Origin of the sequence: Marinobacter salexigens (assembly GCF_002806945.1) — a bacterium.
Lineage (GTDB): Bacteria > Pseudomonadota > Gammaproteobacteria > Pseudomonadales > Oleiphilaceae > Marinobacter > Marinobacter salexigens.
The window spans coordinates 51,424-70,320 of record NZ_NIHC01000010.1 but is presented as its reverse complement, the minus strand read 5'-3'; the positions used below and the strand labels follow the sequence as shown (position 1 = coordinate 70,320).

17 protein-coding genes and 1 riboswitch are annotated in these 18,897 nt (G+C 55.2%); of the genes, 7 read left to right on the top strand and 10 right to left on the bottom strand.

Annotation, left to right across the window (positions count from 1 at the left end):
- Positions 1–6 precede the first annotated feature (6 nt).
- Positions 7–537 (bottom strand): RNA pyrophosphohydrolase, encoded by a 531-nt coding sequence (locus CDH47_RS16380; protein ID WP_100641269.1) that lies wholly within the window; start codon positions 535–537, stop codon positions 7–9.
- 172 nt (positions 538–709) lie between these two features.
- Between CDH47_RS16380 and CDH47_RS16375 the strand changes: the two genes are divergently transcribed.
- Positions 710–1,366, top strand: a complete 657-nt coding sequence (locus CDH47_RS16375; RefSeq protein ID WP_100641267.1) for a histidinol-phosphatase — start codon at positions 710–712, stop codon at positions 1,364–1,366.
- 57 nt (positions 1,367–1,423) lie between these two features.
- On the opposite strand, the gene CDH47_RS16370 is transcribed toward CDH47_RS16375, so the two are convergent.
- The 3 genes from CDH47_RS16370 to CDH47_RS16360 all read right to left on the bottom strand — a co-directional run bounded on the left by CDH47_RS16370 (position 1,424) and on the right by CDH47_RS16360 (position 4,175).
- A complete protein-coding gene (locus CDH47_RS16370) occupies positions 1,424–2,620 on the bottom strand; it encodes a class I SAM-dependent rRNA methyltransferase (protein WP_100641265.1) in 1,197 nt (398 codons plus the stop codon).
- A gap of 227 nt (positions 2,621–2,847) precedes the next feature.
- Positions 2,848–3,240: a glycine cleavage system protein GcvH gene (gcvH, locus tag CDH47_RS16365; RefSeq protein WP_100641263.1), complete on the bottom strand. Its 393-nt coding sequence runs from the start codon at positions 3,238–3,240 to the stop codon at positions 2,848–2,850.
- A 44-nt stretch (positions 3,241–3,284) separates the two neighbouring features.
- Positions 3,285–4,175 (bottom strand): LysR family transcriptional regulator, encoded by an 891-nt coding sequence (locus CDH47_RS16360; protein WP_100641260.1) that lies wholly within the window; start codon positions 4,173–4,175, stop codon positions 3,285–3,287.
- A 121-nt stretch (positions 4,176–4,296) separates the two neighbouring features.
- On the opposite strand from CDH47_RS16360, the gene metE reads away from it, so the two are divergent.
- Positions 4,297–6,618, top strand: coding sequence for a 5-methyltetrahydropteroyltriglutamate--homocysteine S-methyltransferase (gene metE, locus CDH47_RS16355; protein ID WP_100641258.1), 2,322 nt, complete (start codon positions 4,297–4,299; stop codon positions 6,616–6,618).
- Here the strand turns inward: metE and cpdA are convergent.
- From cpdA to thiC, 4 genes are all read right to left on the bottom strand, one after another.
- Complete coding sequence (gene cpdA, locus CDH47_RS16350) at positions 6,612–7,418, bottom strand: 3',5'-cyclic-AMP phosphodiesterase (RefSeq protein ID WP_100641256.1); 807 nt, start codon at positions 7,416–7,418, stop codon at positions 6,612–6,614. The two genes, metE and cpdA, sit on opposite strands and share 7 nt — an antisense overlap.
- Before the next feature lie 230 nt (positions 7,419–7,648).
- A complete protein-coding gene (locus CDH47_RS16345) occupies positions 7,649–8,134 on the bottom strand; it encodes a DUF1249 domain-containing protein (protein ID WP_100641253.1) in 486 nt (161 codons plus the stop codon).
- A 2-nt stretch (positions 8,135–8,136) separates the two neighbouring features.
- Positions 8,137–8,751, bottom strand: a complete 615-nt coding sequence (locus tag CDH47_RS16340; protein ID WP_100641251.1) for an NUDIX domain-containing protein — start codon at positions 8,749–8,751, stop codon at positions 8,137–8,139.
- Positions 8,752–9,012: 261 nt separating this feature from the next.
- On the bottom strand, positions 9,013–10,890 hold the full coding sequence (gene thiC / locus CDH47_RS16335) for a phosphomethylpyrimidine synthase ThiC (protein ID WP_100641305.1): 1,878 nt from the start codon (positions 10,888–10,890) through the stop codon (positions 9,013–9,015).
- Positions 10,891–10,991: 101 nt separating this feature from the next.
- Positions 10,992–11,111, bottom strand: a riboswitch (TPP riboswitch).
- Positions 11,112–11,317: 206 nt separating this feature from the next.
- Here thiC and CDH47_RS16330 point away from each other — a divergent pair.
- A complete protein-coding gene (locus CDH47_RS16330; RefSeq protein WP_100641249.1) occupies positions 11,318–12,679 on the top strand; it encodes a TolC family outer membrane protein in 1,362 nt (453 codons plus the stop codon).
- A 74-nt stretch (positions 12,680–12,753) separates the two neighbouring features.
- Here CDH47_RS16330 and waaA read toward each other — a convergent pair whose 3' ends face one another.
- On the bottom strand, positions 12,754–14,007 hold the full coding sequence (gene waaA / locus CDH47_RS16325; RefSeq protein WP_100641304.1) for a lipid IV(A) 3-deoxy-D-manno-octulosonic acid transferase: 1,254 nt from the start codon (positions 14,005–14,007) through the stop codon (positions 12,754–12,756).
- Between the two features lie 122 nt (positions 14,008–14,129).
- Here waaA and lpxL point away from each other — a divergent pair, with 122 nt between their 5' ends.
- The 4 genes from lpxL to CDH47_RS16305 are packed head-to-tail and all read left to right on the top strand — an operon-like array spanning position 14,130 to position 18,190.
- Positions 14,130–15,077: an LpxL/LpxP family Kdo(2)-lipid IV(A) lauroyl/palmitoleoyl acyltransferase gene (lpxL, locus tag CDH47_RS16320; protein ID WP_100641247.1), complete on the top strand. Its 948-nt coding sequence runs from the start codon at positions 14,130–14,132 to the stop codon at positions 15,075–15,077.
- 1 nt (position 15,078) lies between these two features.
- Entirely contained in the window at positions 15,079–16,041 is a 963-nt protein-coding gene (locus CDH47_RS16315; RefSeq protein ID WP_420843691.1) for a mitochondrial fission ELM1 family protein, read from the top strand.
- Entirely contained in the window at positions 16,038–17,153 is a 1,116-nt protein-coding gene (locus tag CDH47_RS16310) for a glycosyltransferase family 4 protein (RefSeq protein ID WP_100641243.1), read from the top strand. Before CDH47_RS16315 ends, CDH47_RS16310 begins: the two co-directional genes overlap by 4 nt.
- Positions 17,150–18,190, top strand: a complete 1,041-nt coding sequence (locus CDH47_RS16305; RefSeq protein ID WP_100641241.1) for a glycosyltransferase — start codon at positions 17,150–17,152, stop codon at positions 18,188–18,190. The genes CDH47_RS16310 and CDH47_RS16305 overlap by 4 nt, the downstream gene beginning before the upstream one ends.
- Here the strand turns inward: CDH47_RS16305 and CDH47_RS16300 are convergent.
- Complete coding sequence (locus CDH47_RS16300) at positions 18,168–18,851, bottom strand: SGNH/GDSL hydrolase family protein (protein ID WP_100641303.1); 684 nt, start codon at positions 18,849–18,851, stop codon at positions 18,168–18,170. The two genes, CDH47_RS16305 and CDH47_RS16300, sit on opposite strands and share 23 nt — an antisense overlap.
- Positions 18,852–18,897 lie beyond the last annotated feature (46 nt).

Genomic DNA, 18,897 nt, shown 5'->3' with positions numbered 1-18,897 from the left:
AGTCCGTCATTTTGCCTGATCCTTTAAGCGCCGGTTGTGCTCGCTCCGCTGCCACTGCTCCATGTTATAGAACAGTCTTGGCGCAAGCTCTCTCAGCGCACGTCGATACACTTCGCGCTTGAAGGAAACCACCTGTCCCAACGGATACCAGTAGCTAACCCACTGCCAACCATCGAATTCGGGTGAATCCGTGCGGTCAACGCGCACTTGAGCATCGGGTGATAACATCCTCAGCAGGAACCATTTCTGTTTCTGACCCACGCAAACGGGGTGCGAGTTATGCCGTACCATCCTGCGGGGAAGGCGATACCTCAGCCAGCCCCGGGTACAACTGATGATTTCAACATCATTGGCGCCCAGGCCAACTTCCTCTCCAAGCTCCCGATACAGTGCCTCTTCCGGCGATTCTTCATGATTAATACCGCCTTGGGGAAACTGCCAGGAGTCCTGCCCTATTCGCCTTGCCCAGAGAACTTCTCCCCGGTGGTTGGCCAGAATGATTCCGACATTGGGTCTGAAACCGTCTGAATCGATCACGGCACAGTCCTCTTAAATAAAGTCGGCAGACCGGTGAGATATTTACCGGTCGGATTTTTCCAAGTTGCGCTCATTCTTACAGAATCCCAAGACTTCGGCAAACGCAGCTGTCCACCACTGCCCATGGTAAGATACCGCTTTTCCGCTAGCCCTGTTTCCCGGAGGTAATCGCTTGACGCTCGCAATTTTTGATCTGGATAACACCCTGCTCGCTGGTGACAGCGATCACGCCTGGGGTGAGTTTCTTGTAGAGGAAGGCATTGTTGATGCCGAGGCTTATCGCCAAGCCAATGATCGCTTTTATCAGGACTACCTGAACGGCGAGCTCGACATAATGATGTACCTTGAATTCGCGCTGCAGCCTCTTTCGATACACAGCATGGATAACCTGCTGGAGTGGCGGGCGAGGTTCATGGACAAAAAAGTGCGCCCCATGCTGCAACAGAAAGCCAGCGAACTATTGAGCAGCCACCGGGAGCGCGGCCATACCTTGATGATCATTACCGCCACCAACCGGTTTGTGACCGAGCCCATTGCCGATGTGCTGGGGGTTGACCATCTGATTGCGACTGAGCCAGAGCTGGTCAACGGTAGCTACACCGGCAAAATTGCAGGTATTCCGAGTTTTCAGGACGGCAAGGTTGCCCGACTGAATGATTGGCTGGCCGCGACAGGTGCAACCATGGACGGCGCCTGGTTCTACAGCGATTCACACAATGATTTGCCGTTGCTGGAGAAAGTGGAGAACCCGGTTGCGGTTGACCCGGATTCAACGCTGGAGGAGTTCGCCCGAAGCAAGGGCTGGGATGTTATGTCACTTCGCGACTGACGGCCGCTTGGGCAGAACCGGGCCTGCTTCTTTGTGGGAGCAGGCCCGGTGTCAGCATCACATAAAGCCAGTAAGAGACCGCACGAAGCAGGATTTGATGTAGTCGGTTTCGGGAATACCCGGAATAATCGGGTGGTCCGGCGCCTGATGCCCCTGTTCAAGTAACTGCACAAAGCGATCAATTTTTCGGCCACTGCCACGGATGATATCCACCAGTTTCTCTTGGGAGAGATGCATGGAGCAGGAGGCAGACACAAGAATCCCGTCCCGTTCCAGCAGCCGCAACCCCAACTGGTTCAAGCGTGCATAGGCCTGCTCCCCCGCTTTCTGGTCGCGACGGCGGGGAATTAATGCGGGCGGGTCCAGCACAACGATATCAAACTTTTCCTTTTCTTCCGCCAGTGCTTTAAGCGCTTCAAAGGCATCACCCTCAATGGTTTCCATATTCTCCAGGCCGTTGAGCCTGGCGTTGTGATGCACGGAATCAATGGCGCTTGAGGAACTGTCCACACAGGTAACCTGAGTGGCACCTGCGCAGGCCGCCTGAATACCCCAGCCCCCCACGTAACTGAACACGTCCAGCACCCGTTTACCCGGCGCATAGGCCTGCAGGCGCTGGCGATTCATGCGGTGATCGTAAAACCAGCCGGTTTTCTGGCCGCCTTCCAGGGGCACTTCGAAGCGCACGCCGTTTTCCTCTACTTCCAACAGAGTCGCTTCCGGGCCGTGGGCTTGCTCAATGTAGCTGTCCAGCCCTTCAACGCTGCGCATCTTGCCATCGTTTTTGAGGATGATGGCTTTCGGTTGAATCAGGCGCTGAACTGCTCGAACAATGGATTCTTTCATCTGTTCCATGCCGGCGGTGGAAATCTGTACCACTGCGGTATCGCCAAAGCGGTCTATAACCAGCCCGGATAAGCCATCACTGTCGCCGAAGACCCAGCGGTAAAATGGCTTATCAAACAGCCGGTCCCGCAGCGCCAGGGCTGTTTCCATGCGTTTGGTCAGGCGATTTGGTGTCATGCCCTGTGCGGCATCCCGGCTGATCAAGCGGCCGCAGATGAGGGCGTGGGGGTTTACGAATATCACTCCGAGCGGTTTGTCATTGGATGCCCGCAGTTCGGCTTGGGTGCCGGCCTCAAACTGTGTTAGCGGCGAGCGCTGGATGTCGACTTCGTTGCTGTAAACCCAAAGATGGCCAGCCCGAAGCCTGCGCTCCGCGCCTTTGCGTAGATATAAAACCGGGAAATTCATTGCTGCCACCTTGGGGAAGAAATTCAGGGCGGGGATTATACATTAACTGACGACGGCCACACACGGGCTGGGAACGCAGTCGGGGCGCGCCTCCCAAAACACGCTGTGGATACGTCCCTGTACGCTTGGCTCCGCCATCCATGGCTCCGCACAGTTTTGGGAGGCGCGCCCCGACTGCTTCAACATTGGCATTGCCTATAAACTGCACACCAGAATACTGAAAAAAGTTACTCAGCCGCCGCCACATGCTCCGCATAGGTATCAGCATCCATCAACCCATCAAGTTCACCTTTGTCGGCAAGCTTTACCTTGAACATCCAGCCATCGCCATACGGGTCTTCGTTAACCTTCTCCGGCTCATCTTCCAGAATCTCGTTAATCTCGACAACCTCACCGGTTACCGGGCTGAACACGTCGGAGGCGGATTTTACGGATTCGGCAACGCCGGCTTCTTCGCCGCCGGTAACGGTTTCTCCCACTTCGGGAACGCCAATGTAAACCACGTCACCCAACTGCTCCTGGGCGTAGTCGGTAATGCCCACCGTGGCGGTGCCGTCGGCGTCTACGCGCACCCACTGGTGGGTTTCAATGTATTTGAGATCGGGAGGTGTTTCGCTCATAAGTGTAGTTCCTGACAAAATTTTTGGGCAGTGTAACCGAAACCTTAACGCCAGCGAACCTCCCGCGCCAGCTTCATGAAGGAATCCATGTATTGCACTCCCACATCGCGCTCGCGGCAACCGAGAAATATCTGTTTGGCGATGCCATCTTTACCCAGCTGCACCGGAACAATACCTAACCGTTCGCTGTATTCCGTCACCAGCCAACGGGGCAAGGCCGCCACGCCACGGCCTGCGGCCACCATTTGCAACATGATATCGGTGGTCTCGATGGTTTTGTGGCGGGCCGGGCGCATGTTTGCGGGCACCAGTATGTGATTGAACACATCCAGCCGCTCGATCGCCACAGGATATGTAATCAGGGTTTCCGTTTCCAGATCCGCTGCTTCTGCCCAAGGTTTGCCTGCGAGCCGGTGGGTAGCGGCAACCACCAGTACCTGCTCGTAATCAAACACTGGCTTAAACACCAATCCCGGCCTGTGCAGCGGGTCGGGGGTGACCAGCATGTCGATGTCGTGGCCAAATAAAGCACCAATACCCCCAAACTGGAATTTCTGTTTTACATCCACATCCACTGACGGCCACTGTTCCAGGTAAGGCCCAACAACTTTTAACAGCCACTGGTAACAGGGGTGGCACTCCATTCCGATACGCAGGGTGCCGGCCTGTCCTCTGGCGAACTGGCCGATGAGCATTTCCGCATGTTCAAACTGGGGCAGCAGGCGATTCGCCAGTGCCAACAGGTGACTACCCGCCTGGGTTAACCGCAGCTGGCGCCCTTCCCGCAACCAAATCGGGGTGCCCAACTGCTGCTCCAGTTTACGAACAGAGTGACTTAATGCTGACTGGGTAAGGTGAAGGCGATTCGCCGCAGCCGTGAGAGACCCTTCAGTTTCAACGGCTCGAAGAAGCTCCAGGTGGTTACGTTCAATCATTCGGCACCCATGAGTGAAATTAATAGAACCCTGAAATAATACCATTATTATTCATCAACCCCGAGCGCTAATCTGGCAACTCCTATCAATAACCCAACAAACACAGATTCAGGAGTTCCGGATGACCACTACTCACAACCTCGGCTACCCGCGCATCGGCGCTCGCCGGGAACTGAAATTTGCTCTGGAAGCGCTTTGGAACGGCAAGTCCAGCGAACAAGCGTTGCAGGAAACCGCCGCCGGGTTGCGGGCGCAAAACTGGCAAGAGCAGGCAGGCCTTGCTCTGGCACCGGTAGGCGATTTTTCGCTGTACGATCAGGTACTGGACATGAGCGCCACCCTCGGCAATTTGCCGGAGCGGGCAAGCGCCCAGCAAGGTTCGCCACTGGATGAGTATTTCCGTGTGGCCCGGGGCCGCTCCCCCAGCGACAGCGCCTGCTGCAGTGTGCATGCGGGCGAGATGACCAAGTGGTTTGATACCAACTATCATTACATAGTGCCGGAGTTCAGTGCCGATACGGACTTCAGCCTGAACGCTGATCGCATTCTGGTGCAACTGGCGGAAGCCCGTGCCCAGGGTGTAAACACCAAGCCTGTCATCATCGGCCCGGTTACCTATCTATGGCTGGGAAAGGCCAAAGATGAATCCGACCGTTTGCAGCTGCTGGAGAAGCTGCTGCCGGTATACACCGAGTTACTGACAAAGCTTGCCGATGCCGGTGCCGAATGGGTGCAGATAGATGAGCCGGCACTGGTTACTGAGCTGGATGCCGACTGGAAGCATGCCTTTATTCTCGCCTACCACGAACTGAAAACCGCTCCGGTTAAACTGCTGCTCACCACTTACTTTGGCGAGCTACGGGAAAACCTGCAACTTGCCTGCGAACTGCCTGTGGCGGGCTTCCACCTGGATGCTATCAGTGCAGCGAATGAGGTGTCGCGACTGGCCGACTGGCTGCCTGCGCATAAGATCTTGTCCCTCGGTGTGATCAATGGTCGCAACATTTGGAAAACGGATCTGAATGCCACGCTGGACCTTTTGGAGCCATTAAAGGAAAAGCTGGGCGAGCGCTTGTGGCTCGCGCCGTCCTGTTCACTTCTGCACGTACCGGTTGATCTGGAAAGTGAAACCACGCTGGATGCCGAAGTGCGCAACTGGCTGGCATTTGCCCGCCAGAAGTTGCTGGAATTAGCCACGCTGGCAAAAGCACTTGATGAAGGCCGAGAGGCTGTGGCCAAGGAACTGGCGGACAACCAGGAGGCCATCGACAGCCGGCGCCAGTCGTCTCGGGTTCATAACCCCGCCGTTGCCAAAGCAGTCGCAGCCATCACCCCGGAACACGGCCAGCGCAAGAGCCCATTCAGTACGCGGATCAAATTGCAGCAGGAACGCTTCAAACTGCCCGCTTATCCAACCACCACCATTGGCTCTTTTCCGCAAACACCGGAAATTCGTGAGGTACGTAAAGAGTTCCGCCAGGGCAACCTGAGCCAGCAGGACTACACCGCGCGGATTCACCAGGAAATTGCCTACTGTGTTGAGCAACAGGAAGCACTTGGCCTGGATGTGTTGGTGCATGGTGAGGCCGAGCGCAACGACATGGTGGAGTATTTTGGCGAGCAGTTGGAAGGCTATGTGTTCAGCCGCTTTGGCTGGGTGCAGTCCTATGGCTCCCGATGCGTGAAACCACCCATTCTGTTTGGTGACATCGCGCGCCCCAACGCCATGACCGTAGACTGGACCAAATACGCCCAGTCCCTGACCGACAAGCCCATGAAAGGCATGCTTACTGGCCCTGTAACCATTCTGAACTGGTCGTTCGTGCGGGATGACCAGCCACGCAAGGACACCTGCCTGCAGTTGGCTCTGGCCGTACGTGAAGAAGTGCAGGATCTGGAAAAGGCCGGCGTAGGGATTATCCAGATTGATGAAGCCGCATTGCGCGAAGGTTTACCACTGCGCCAATCCGACTGGAACAACTATCTGGAGTGGGCCATCGAAGCCTTCCGCATCAGTGCGAATGGCGTGCAGGATGACACCCAGATTCACACCCACATGTGCTATTCGGAGTTCAACGACATCATTGGGGCCATTGCCCGAATGGATGCGGATGTGATCACCATCGAAACGTCGCGTTCTGCCATGGAGCTGCTGGATGCATTCAAGGGTTTTGAGTATCCCAACGATATAGGCCCAGGGGTGTATGACATCCACTCCCCGAACATTCCGCGAGTGGCGCAAGTAACCGACTTGATGAGCAAGGCCGCAGAGCGGATCCCGGCAGAGCGTTTGTGGGTAAACCCGGACTGCGGTCTGAAAACCCGGCGCTGGGAAGAGGTAAAACCTGCTCTCGAAGCTATGGTAGCGGCTGCCCAGGAGCTGAGAGCGCAATTTGCTGAAAGCGAAGACCTGGAGCCTGAGCTTGCCGAAGCCGCTCAGTAGCCGTTGCTGTTCTGATCCAGCTCAAACTCGAAACTCCGGGCCCGGTGAACTTCCGTTGTGAAGTTGCCGGAGGCCTGGAGTTCGAACCAGCGATACCCGGGCGCCAGATCATCTACAGAGAAGTTTTGCGAGCCAGAGGTAAACTGAATGCAGGTAGAAGGGGTCGCCAGCAACTTCACACCCTTTCTCTGTTGCTCGAAGGTTTGGTGAACGTGGCCCCACAAAACGATCTTCACTTGCGGGAACCGATCAATCACCTGCCAGAACGCTTCACGGTTTCTCAGACCAATTTCTGCCATCCATTCAGTATCAATATCAACGGGGTGGTGGTGCAATGTGACGAGCGCGGGCACATCCGGGTGCCGCTCAAGCGTTTCAGCCAAAAAATCCAGCTCGGATTTCGCAAGCTCCCCATGAACCTCCCCAGGTACGGATGAGTCCAGAAGCACAAATTGCCAACCGCCCAGCATCAGGTGACGGCGATTTGCGCTGTAATCTTCAGCAACGGCGGTCAAACGCGCAACATGGTCGTGATTACCGGCAATCCAGGCGGACTCACAGGTAAAAGCACCAAGGCGGTCCCCGAGAGTGCGATAAGCCTCTTCTGATCCATCCTGAGCTAGATCGCCGGTGGCAAGGATCAGATCTGGTTGTCCGTGGGACTTGAGTGCCTCGGCTATCACTGCATCGAGGCTGTCACGGGTATTTACACCGAGTAACGCGCCATCGGCGCTGGCCATCAGGTGCGGATCCGTTAACTGCAGTACCCGCAGTGTGCGGGCGGTTTCCGTTGAGGTCATGATGTTTTGGCCTGCTTGCTGCCATCAATAAGGAACAGATTCACAGGCTGCCGCTTTACACAGGTTCCCGTGGTTTGACGACAAGTGTACGTTGTAAGCTAACGAATTTATCACTTACGACTGGAACCCGCGTCACATTCTGGCTCAACACGGGCAAAATATTGCGCGATTTGCCAACTGAATCCGCCTTTCATAATGCTCGGCTTGTTGCCAGCAAGGCAAGTCCAACCTTAGTCGGCACCCTGCCCGGAAATCCAGGCTCCATATTCAAGTGGCAGGTGTCCGAACCTCAGACAGTATTCCAGCCAGTCGGCGAGAAACCCATTAACCTGAGCTTTCTCATCCGGATGGTGCATAAAGCGGTTAGGATAATCGTTCACGGGCGCTATCTGCGTATCGCGATAACAGCTGATAACCTCTGCCATGGTGGCATCGTGGTAAACCCGAACGGTCATCTGCGGGTTATTCAGCCAGCGGCCACTATTGTGGATCTGTTCAAGCAGTAGGGTTTCTGTATAGCGGGCAGTTTGCAGCACCCGAATGCGGACGCGGCCCAGGTATTCGTTTTCCCGGTGCAGCTCAATATCGCACACAGGCTTATCATCCACCCTGAGCTGGCGCAATCTGCGAAGGCGCTGGTAGTTACCATCACACAAAGCTCCCAGCTGGCGCAGATCCGGCACATAACGCTTGGGTTTCATGGTCCATTCATTCATGGCTACCACCCTGCCCGCAATCTGGCGCGGTTGATCTGCAGCCACTGGATAGCAATGATTGCCGCTGCGTTGTTGATGCGCCCGTCACTGATCATGGCGATGGCTTCGTCTGCTGAGACTACGTGGGCTTGTATGTCTTCGCTTTCCTCTTCCAGGCCAAACAGGCCGCCGGCGGATTCTGTGCTGACTTTGCCGCAGTAGAGGTAAACCATTTCTGTAGTGCCGCCAGGGGAAACCAGGTAGTCGCAGATTTTTTCGAGTTTGCTGAAGCTGAGCCCGGCTTCTTCTTCGGCTTCTCTTTGGGCAACTTCTTCGCTGTTTTCGCCTTCTTCGTTCATGCCAGCGACCAATTCCAGCAACCAAGGGGACTGTTCGCGGCCCAGTGCGCCGAGGCGGAACTGTTCCAGCAGTACAACTTCGTCCCTTTCGGGGTCGTAGGGGAGTACGCAGGTGGCGTCGCCGCGGACGAAGAGTTCGCGGGTAAACTGCGGCATTTGGCGGCCATCAAAGCGCGGGTGGGTCAGCCACAGCTTGTCCATGCGGAAGAAGCCTTGAAAGATGGTTTCGCGCTTTTCGACGTTGACATCACTGGCTTTGAACTGGAACGGCTTGGTCATGCTTCACTCTGTTATGAAATCGGTTTTGCACGATAGCCGTTTGGTGTTGTTTATTGCAAGCCTGCTTTGGGTGCAAGACAGCTGCGCGGGAACGCTTCCCAAAACACGCTGTGAATACGTCCATGTACGCTTGGCTACGCCATCCATGGCTTCGCACAGTTTTGGGAAGCGTTCCCCCACATCTGCCCCGTGAATCACAGTAATACGCGGACAGTCATTAGCTGGCGGGATCGCACCCAGCCAGCTAATCAGGCTAAGAACTTACACTTTATCGTAGAGCTTACTCCCAGATTCCACGAACTCCCGGGACTTTTCTTTCATTCCTGCATCCACCGCTGAAATCTCATCAATTCCATGCTCAGCCGCATAGTCACGAACTTCCTGGGAGATTTTCATGGAGCAGAATTTGGGGCCGCACATGGAGCAGAAGTGCGCCACTTTCGCGGATTCCTTGGGTAGGGTTTCGTCATGGAAGGCGCGGGCGGTGTCCGGGTCGAGGCCGAGGTTGAACTGGTCTTCCCAGCGGAACTCGAAACGGGCTTTTGAAAGTGCGTTGTCGCGGATTTGGGCGCCGGGGTGGCCTTTGGCCAGGTCGGCAGCGTGGGCGGCGATTTTGTAGGTGATGATTCCGGTTTTTACGTCGTCTTTATTAGGTAAACCCAAGTGTTCTTTTGGGGTGACGTAGCACAGCATGGCACAGCCGAACCAGCCGATCATGGCAGCGCCTATGCCGGAGGTTATGTGGTCGTAGCCGGGTGCTATGTCGGTGACCAGTGGGCCGAGGGTGTAAAAAGGCGCTTCGTCACAGCATTCAAGCTGCTTGTCCATGTTCTCTTTAACCAAATGCATGGGCACGTGGCCAGGGCCTTCGATCATGCATTGTACGTCGTGTTTCCAGGCAATCTTGGTGAGTTCGCCCAGGGTTTCCAGTTCGCCGAATTGAGCTGCGTCGTTAGCATCGGCTATGGAGCCTGGGCGCAGGCCGTCGCCCAGGCTGAAGGAGACGTCGTAGGCTTTCATGATTTCGCAGATGTCTTCGAAGTGCTCGTAAAGGAAGCTTTCCTTATGGTGAGCCAGGCACCATTTCGCCATGATGGAGCCGCCACGGGAGACGATACCGGTGGTGCGTTTGGCGGTCATGGGCACATGATGCAAGCGCACGCCGGCGTGGATGGTGAAGTAGTCTACGCCCTGCTCTGCCTGCTCGATCAAGGTGTCCCGGAAGATTTCCCAGGTGAGGTCTTCAGCAACACCGCCTACTTTTTCCAGCGCCTGGTAAATGGGCACTGTGCCAACGGGCACCGGTGAATTGCGAATGAGCCATTCGCGGGTCTCGTGGATGTTCTTGCCGGTGGAGAGATCCATGATGGTGTCGGAACCCCAGCGAATGCCCCAGGTGAGCTTCTCTACTTCTTCTTCAATGGACGAAGTAACCGCAGAGTTGCCGATGTTGCCGTTGATTTTTACCAGGAAGTTGCGGCCGATGATCATGGGCTCCGATTCCGGGTGGTTAATATTAGCGGGGATGATTGCCCTGCCCCGGGCCACTTCGCTGCGCACAAACTCTGGAGTGATTTCTGCTGGAATGCTGGCACCGAAGGATTGGCCGGGGTGCTGATCTTCTGCCAAGCCTTGCTCTCGAGCTTCCTGCAGTTTCATATTTTCCCTTATGGCGATAAATTCCATCTCGGGCGTAATGATGCCTTTGCGAGCGTAATGCATCTGGGTAACGTTTTTGCCTGCCAGCGCTCTCAGAGGCTTGCGCTCGTCCATAAACCGGAGTGGATCCAGCTGAGGGTCTCTCATCCGGCGGCGAGTGTATTCAGAGGTGTAATCCTGCAAGGGTGCGGTGTCTTCACGCTCGGCTATCCAGGCAGCACGGATGGCGGGAAGGCCTTTGCGCAGGTCGATGGTGGCTTCAGGATCTGTGTAAATACCGGAAGTGTCATACACCAGCACTGGAGGGCTCTTCTCTCCACCCATTTCCGTTGGCGTGTCTTGTACAGTAATTTCCCGCATAGGCACCCGCAGGTCGGAACGGCTACCCTGCACGTACACTTTGCGAGATCCTGGTAAAGGCTGTATCGCGGCGGAATCTACGCGGGCGGAATCACTGAGGTAGGTTGGCAGATCTGTCATCATTCGCTCCCGGAACATTGCTTTGGAATTCAGTTTGGAATTCGGGTCGCGCATGACGGAGGGAGCCCGCACCTGAGGGCTTACAGGTGGCACTGGCTCTTCGATAGCTTGGTCTCAATCCCTACGCCGGTATTATCCGGATCAGGTCGCGGGTTCTGCGATGTAACAATCTCAGCCGGCTAGCCAAACAAGTCTGGCCGCCAGCACCCCGTCAAGACGCGAGTCTGTAAAGCACAGCACTCGAAGTGAGTGCTGTTTGCAAGTGTAGAGCTGAGCGCAATTATTGTCCATAATGGCAGGACTGTTTCAGCCGACTTATTTAGCCATGCCATTACTGATGTTGCCTCCATGTTATCGTGGGCAATCCGGCATTCCTTTTTCAACGCCCGACTTGGGCGTAAGCGCGCACATGTACTCAGGAGTAATAATGAAGAAACGATTGCTTTCCGGACTCATTGGCCTCTTGGCGGCCCAGCCCGCCCTTTCCCTAGATCTGATTGAGACCTATGAGAAAGCACTCTCTTACGACTCCGGCATCGCGGCAGCCCAGGCCAGATTCGAATCCCAGCAAGCTGGCAGCGACATCAGCAAAAGTGCTCTGCTGCCCCAAATTGGTGCCTACGCAAATGCAAATCACACGGACTTCGACCCCAAGAACGGCCAGGGAGACAGCTATAAAGCATTGAACTACGGTGTGCGCCTGACCCAACCGGTGTTCCGTGCAGACAACTGGTTTCGGTATGACTCCAGTAAATTCCAGACGGAAGCCGCGCAAGCTCAATACAACCTGGCGCAGCAACAACTGATCCTTGATGTCGCCACGGCCTATTTCAATGTGTTGCGGGCGCAAGATACGGTAACAACTGCCAGAGCGGGTGAAGCTGCAATTCGGCGCCAATACGAACAGGCTCAAGAGCGCTTTGATGTTGGCCTGATCGCGATTACAGAAGTTTATGAAGCTCGCGCCAGCTACGACGATGCCAGAAGCCTTCGGATTGCTGCAGAAAACCAGACAAACATCGCGCGGGAGCAACTTGCCCGCTTTACAGGCGAATATTCCGAGGATCTGCAGAACTTGCGCCAGAACTTCCCCTTGGGCCAGCCAGAGCCTATGGATCCGTCCGCTTGGGAAATGACGGCTCTTGAACAGAACTGGGCGATCCAAGCTGCTATGTCAGTGCTGAATTCCAACGAAGCTAATTTGAACGTTGCGAAATCCGGCCACATGCCAACGCTAGACCTGATTGCCTCCTACGGAAAATCTGAACTTGATGGCAACAAACTTCCACAGCAGGAAGGAACCCAGGGTGTTATCGGCCTTGAACTAAGCGTTCCCCTGTACACGGGTGGCGGAACGCAAGCTAGCGTTCGGCAACAGCGCTCGCTGGTTACCGTAGCCCAGGAAGAACTGAACACGACACGTCGCGACGTAAGAGTGAGTACCCGCAGTTTTTACTTGACGGTTAACAACAATGTAGAAACAGCATCTGCTCTGGAGCAAACCATTATTTCCCGCCGCAGCGCTCTGGATGCGACCCGCGCGGGGTATAACGTAGGCACCCGAAACATCGTAGAGGTGCTGGATGCAGAGCGCGCATACTATGTAGCGCTGAATGATTACGCCAATGCCCGCTATGATTATGTAACGAACACCCTTCGGCTAAAGCAAGCCGCCGGCATACTCAGCCCGAGAGATCTGATTGAACTGAATGAGTGGCTCAGTGCAAGCGCACCTGGCATTGAAGCATTGGCGACCGACAAGAAAACCCTGGATGACCCAACCCAGTAAGCCGTGAGATAAGCCTCACGAGACACCGATCGACAGCGGGGTGTGGAGCCAATGGCTCCTCGCCCTGCTATCAATCAAACCCTTGCGATAATTCCGTCGACCACCCTGTCCAGCGCCCCCTTGTTGTTATTAACTACCGATAATGCGCGCTGACCACGGGCCTGGCGCTCATCTGCATTACTGAATAGCGCAAGCAGGTGAGTAAACAACTCATCACCATCGTTGACCATTGTTACCCCACCATCATCGCAAAGCCTCTGATAGATGGTTTCAAAATTAAATACATTGTGCCCTGATATAACGGGGATCCCCCAGCCTGCCGGCTCCAATGGGTTGTGACCACCACGCTCAATTAACGAGCCGCCCACAAACGCAATCTCACTGGCCCCATAGAGCATCATCAGTTCTCCCATGGTATCGCCCAGATATACTTGCGCCTGCGAGGGTTCGCCACCTAAAGAACGCCGTGCCAAAGAGAAACCCTGGCGACCAATAAGCTCTGCTACAGATTCAAAGCGCTCAGGGTGGCGGGGCACGATAATCAATAATGCATCGGGTTTGTGCTGCAAAAGCTGCTTATGTGCCGCCAGCAACTGGGCATCTTCACCTTCATGTGTGCTGCCAGCAATCCACACTGGTCGCAAAGAAAGACGGCTCTTTAGCTGCTGCGATGCCTCTCGCACTGAATCAGGAATGTCCACATCAAACTTTACGCTGCCGGTGACAGCCACCTTGGCCGCCGCGACGCCGATTCTTCGAAAGCGCTCCGCATCCTTTTCAGCCTGGGCAGCCACCCAACTGATGCTGCGCATAATCGGCACAGCGAGGCGCTTAATGCGCTCATAACCCTGTGCTGAGCGCTCGGAGAGTCTGGCGTTGATAAGGAAAACAGGAACCCCTCGGGAACGGCTCTGGCGAATCATGTTCGGCCAGATTTCCGTTTCCATAATAACCAGAATTCTCGGATTGACCCGGTTCAGAAAACGGCGAATCGCCCCGGGGGTATCATAGGGTGCGTACGCATACTGAACCTGGTCGCCAAACATCTTCATGGCCTGTGCCAGCCCTGTGTCCGTCATGGCCGTCATCAGAATGGTAATATCGGGATTACGGGCGAGTAACCGCCGAACCATAGGCGCAGCCGCAATTGTTTCGCCTACTGATACAGCATGCACCCAAATCACCGTACCGCTGGTTTGGGGCACAAAGCCTAAACGCTGCTGCCAGTTGATGCGTAGCTCAGGCGCCTGGCGGCCCTGCCACCACAGTCGCAGAAGAATAAACGGCAATGCCAAGCGTATAAGCTGTGAATAGATAAATTGAAGCACACAGTACCCCTTGAAAATCAGTGCGGTATCATATCGCAAAGCCTTATCGTTTGCTTCTGGCTGGTTCTGCCGGGCAACATGGGCCGGCCAGCAACCCACTGAGCTCGCAGGACAAATTTCAAGTGAAAAAGAAATATCGCAAGCAACCGCGCAACACGGACTACTCAACCTATCGCCATCCCCGCTGGTGGCCAACCTGGGCAGGCATAGCCGCAATGTGGTGTACAGCCCAACTACCCATCCGGTTTCAGTGGTGGCTGGGTAAGTGTATCGGGCTTCTGGCCTTGCGCCTTGCCGCCAAACGACGCCATATCACCGAAGTGAATATACGGCTTTGCTTCCCTGAGCTCACTCAGGCGCAACAGGGTGCTCTTGTTCGAAACGCCTTTATTGCGAACGGCATTGGCCTGATGGAGCTGGGTATAGCCTGGTTCCGAAACCCTGCGAAACTTACAGGCATAACCAAAGTTCACGGCAAGGAGCACCTTGACAAGGCCTTGGCTGAGGGCAAGGGGGTGTTGCTACTGGGGGGACACTACAGCACTCTGGACCTCGGCGGCAGCCTGGTCACAGAGTATATTGAGGCAGATGTAATGCAAAGGGATCACAACAACCCTCTTATGAATGCCGTTATGACCCGCGCAAGAGAGCGCCGGTATGGAACCGTTCTGGGCGCCCGGGATCTTCGAGGCCTGTTCCGCAGCCTTAAAAAAAATCGGACTGTGTGGTACGCCGCAGACCAGGACTATGGCCGCAAAGATATTGTCTTCGCACCTTTTTTTGGCATACCAACAGGCACTATTACGGCCACCTCCCGCATTGCTGCGCGCAGCCAGTGCAAAGTGGTTCCTTTCAGCCACTTCCGACGGGAAGACAAGCCCGGCTACGACATTTACTTTCACCCACCACTGGAACCGTTTCCAAGCGACGATGACTTGCAGGACGCTACCGAAATCAACCGGGTTCTTGAACGGGAAATCCGGCGCGCACCAGATCAGTATCTCTGGATGCACCGGCGCTTCAAAACGCGTCCAGACAAAAGCGATCCAGGCTTCTATGGCGACAAATAACGTGTCAACAACACCTGTTATCTGGCTGCTTACAGACAATAAACCCGGGCACCGGAATCAGCTGAAAGGCCTGGGCAACCGCTTAAGGGTCAAAGCCGGCGCCAGCCTGTTCTGGGTTAATGCTGATGACATCAGCGTTCCGCTGTGGCGGGCGTTACTAGCGGTACCTCCTGCACTGGACAAGTCGCTCCCCCACCCGGACCTGATCATTGCTGCTGGCACCGGCACTCACAGGCTTCTACTCTCTTTGAGGCGGGTCAGGAAAACCAAAACCCTGGTTCTTATGAAGCCCGGCTTCCCGCGCAGCTGGGTTGATGGTTCCATTATTCCTGCCCATGATGGCATTGCACCGAATCGGGACACCCTGGTTACAGAAGGCGTTATTAACTCCGTCACCCCCCTCGCCCGAATTACTGAAAAGCCCGAAGCCTTGTTGTTGCTCGGCGGCCCATCCCCTCATTACGACTGGGACGATGACGTTGTCTTCGGGCAAGTGACCCACCTGATGGGCGAATACCCACAATGGCGCTGGACGATCAGTGGTTCCCGGCGAACACCGGGCGCCCTCAGGGCGAGGTTGGATGAGCTTTCAGGCCCACGAACCACCGTGGCAAACCCGGACAACACCCACGAAGACTGGCTCAACCACCGCATTGCCGCATCCAAAGCTATCTGGGTAACACCCGACAGCATGTCCATGGTGTGCGAAGCCACAACATCCGGCGTGCCAACCGGGCTGTTCCAGTTATCAGGGCGTTCTGGCAGCCGAGTTGTCAATGGCATCCAAAGGTTGCTTGAAGCAGGTTACGTGGCTCGCTGGAGCGATCATGCTGCGGTGATGGGTGGTAAAACTGGCCAGGAGAAATCTCTCTGGGAAGCAGACCGGGCCGCACAGTGGGTAATCCAGCGCTGGCTTACCGCAAGTGCCGGAACGCAGAAAAAACGAAAGGGAGCGACACCTTGAGAATTCTTCAGGCATTGCCAGCCCTCTATAGTGGCGGTGTAGAGCGGGGCACCGTGGAATTTGCGGCGGATCTGGTGCGACACGGCCACGAGTCTTTTGTCGTTTCCAGCGGTGGCCCACTGGCAAAGCACCTGCAAGAGCAAGGTTCGACGCACATCCAAATGCCCATCCACCGCAAATCGCCCGCGTCGTTCGGGCAAATTCGCCCCATGCGAAACCTGATCCGCGAACTGCAGCCAGACATCATTCACGTGCGTTCACGCATGCCTGCCTGGATCGTGCGCCTGGCATGGAAAGGCCTGCCATCACATCAGCAACCGGCCGTTGTTTCAACCTTCCACGGCATGTACTCGGTGAATCCGTACAGTGCCATCATGGCAAAATCCGATCATGTCATTGCAGTATCGAATTGCGTGCGGAACTACGTCATCGACAATTATCAGGTTCCGGAACGAAAGTTGACGGTGATTCAGCGCGGCGTGGATGTGGGTTATTTTCAGCAACGGGAGCTGAGCGAAACATGGCGGCAGGGGCTGTTTGTGCAATTCCCGCAGCTTGAGGGCAAGCGCATTCTGATGATGCCAGGGCGCATTTCCCGCTGGAAAGGCCAGTTGCAGTTTCTTGACGCCATGGCAGAGATCACCCGCGAAAAGCCAGACTGCCACGGCATTATTGTTGGCGGTGCAGAGCCGGGAAAAGAGCGCTTTATGCAAGAGCTGGAGCAGCACCGCTCAAAGCTCGGGCTTACCGATAAGGTAACCTTCCTCGGCCAGCGGGATGATATGGCGGAGCTTTATCTGTTCGCCGACCTGGTGTGCCACATGTCGACAAAAGCTGAGCCCTTCGGCCGCACCGTTACCGAAGCACTTTCTTCCGGCACGCCCGTGGTTGCGTTTAATCGTGGTGGCGCCGCAGAAACACTTCAGGCATGTTTTCGCGACGGGCTTGTAGCGCCTGATGACACTCAGGAATTTGCCGGGGTTGCGCTGCGGCTGTTGACCGAAGAAACATCAAATATCGAAATCCCCTTCAGGTTTCGTCTTCAGGCGCAAACGGAGTCGACACTGGAGGTTTACCGCAATGTTCTTGCCAAAGCAGCCGCCTCGCCATGAACGCCCCCGACCGACTTACCATTGCCCAGCTGATTGCCACTCCAGGAGGTAGCTGGGGAGGCATGGAGAAGCATACGGCCGACCTTTCGGAGCAACTCGCACGTTGCGGGCACAAAGTGCACGTTATGGCACACCCCGATTACCGGCATCGCTTTTCGCCTGAAGTCACCTTCCACCCATTACCGTTTCAGTGGGGAAGACGTAACCCTCTTCTGAAGCTGCGCTTAAGGCACGTGCTTCGCAAATTATCACCCGATGTACTCCATGCCCAAGGCAATAAGGCGGCCGCCCTGATTTCAGCGGCAGGAACTCCGGCAATCGTAACGGTGGGAACTGTCCACGGTACCAAATCCAGCCATAAGGATTTCGACAAACTTGATGGTGTGATTGCCGTGAGCAAAGGTATTCACCAGGTGTTATCTCACCCCTGCACAAAACTGATTCACAATGGGCTCAATCCTCAAAGCAAAAAAACTAAAGCAACGCATCCAATACCGAGAGCTCAAGTTTTTGCCGTGGCCATAGGTCGCCTTGAGCCGGTCAAGCAGTTCAGCAACCTGATTTCTGCATGGGCAGCACTAACGCCGACACTGCCGCTGTATATTCTGGGCGATGGCTCCGAGGCAGACAGGTTAAAGACACTGATCCAACACCTCGGTGCTGACAGTTTCATAAAGTTAACCGGCCACGAAGAGAATCCCACAGCCTGGCTTGATCAGGCCTCTGTATGCGTAATCAGTTCCGAGCGCGAAGGTTTTCCCTATACTCTTGTCGAGGCCTTGTTGGCAAGGTGCCCCGTACTATCAACGCCTGTCAATGGTGCGCTTGAGTTGCTACCTGCCGAAAGTCTGGCAACCGCCACAGACCTGAGTGCATTGCAGGCTCTGTTGTCAGTGCAACTTGCAGACCCCGAAAGCCTGAAAAAAAGCCAGAAAGCGTGTTTTGAGTATGCTTCGCGGGAGCTGACACTGGAAGCTATGGCAAAACGGACAGAGGTTTTTTATTACGAGCTTCTCAACGCAAACTCCCGCGCCTGATAGCATTCTGAACACAATTGGCAACAATGTGGTGCCCCTGGGCTGTAAGATGCGTTCCATCATCCATCAGGCATGTATCAAGATTATTCCAGAGCTCATTCCAGGCATCAGCATAGAGTGCGTTTTGTTCCTCGCCTGCAAGGTTTGAAAGGGCAGCGTTATATCTCAGAATTCTGGGGTTTCGGGATGTGTCACGGTTCGGGGCCGTTGCCACCAACACAAACTGACTGTTCGGGGCAGACTTCAGTACGGTCCGCACGTTTTCAATGTACTCTTCCAACGGGACTTGCTCGACAGCCCCCAGCTTTTTTTGAAGCTGCAAAGTGCGCGCCCATTTCTTTAGTTTCTTTACCAGTTTTCGCGCCAGTTTCCGGCGCGGGTTGTCAGGGTAATAAAGCACATAAGGCGCACCACGAAACGTCAGCCAGGAGTCCACCAGCCCGTACTGGACAAACACCAGAGCACATTCGGATGGAGGAAACGCTGCTGCATACTGCAGCAGTTCCCGGGTCGTGCTCATCGTGTGCCCGCAATTTTTGAACTCAAGCTCCAGCGCGTCTGCAACCTGCTCAGCCCAGACCGGGCCTTCAAGGGTTCCAAAACCCTCTGTGTTACAATCCCCAAACGCCAAACAAAGCTTGGATACCTCAGAAAAACCCATAACCATCAGGCTCCAGTTGCCAACATAACGAATTGCCAGTGATGGG

Bases quoted from the DNA above. Each gene is read 5' to 3' on its own strand.
- CDH47_RS16370 (WP_100641265.1), bottom strand. From the start codon at position 2,620: ATGAATTTCCCGGTTTTATATCTACGCAAAGGCGCGGAGCGCAGGCTT.
- gcvH (WP_100641263.1), bottom strand. From the start codon at position 3,240: ATGAGCGAAACACCTCCCGATCTCAAATACATTGAAACCCACCAGTGG.
- CDH47_RS16360 (WP_100641260.1), bottom strand. From the start codon at position 4,175: ATGATTGAACGTAACCACCTGGAGCTTCTTCGAGCCGTTGAAACTGAA.
- metE (WP_100641258.1), top strand. From the start codon at position 4,297: ATGACCACTACTCACAACCTCGGCTACCCGCGCATCGGCGCTCGCCGG.
- cpdA (WP_100641256.1), bottom strand. From the start codon at position 7,418: ATGACCTCAACGGAAACCGCCCGCACACTGCGGGTACTGCAGTTAACG.
- CDH47_RS16345 (WP_100641253.1), bottom strand. From the start codon at position 8,134: ATGAATGAATGGACCATGAAACCCAAGCGTTATGTGCCGGATCTGCGC.
- CDH47_RS16340 (WP_100641251.1), bottom strand. From the start codon at position 8,751: ATGACCAAGCCGTTCCAGTTCAAAGCCAGTGATGTCAACGTCGAAAAG.
- thiC (WP_100641305.1), bottom strand. From the start codon at position 10,890: ATGACAGATCTGCCAACCTACCTCAGTGATTCCGCCCGCGTAGATTCC.
- CDH47_RS16330 (WP_100641249.1), top strand. From the start codon at position 11,318: ATGAAGAAACGATTGCTTTCCGGACTCATTGGCCTCTTGGCGGCCCAG.
- CDH47_RS16305 (WP_100641241.1), top strand. From the start codon at position 17,150: ATGAACGCCCCCGACCGACTTACCATTGCCCAGCTGATTGCCACTCCA.
- CDH47_RS16300 (WP_100641303.1), bottom strand. From the start codon at position 18,851: ATGGGTTTTTCTGAGGTATCCAAGCTTTGTTTGGCGTTTGGGGATTGT.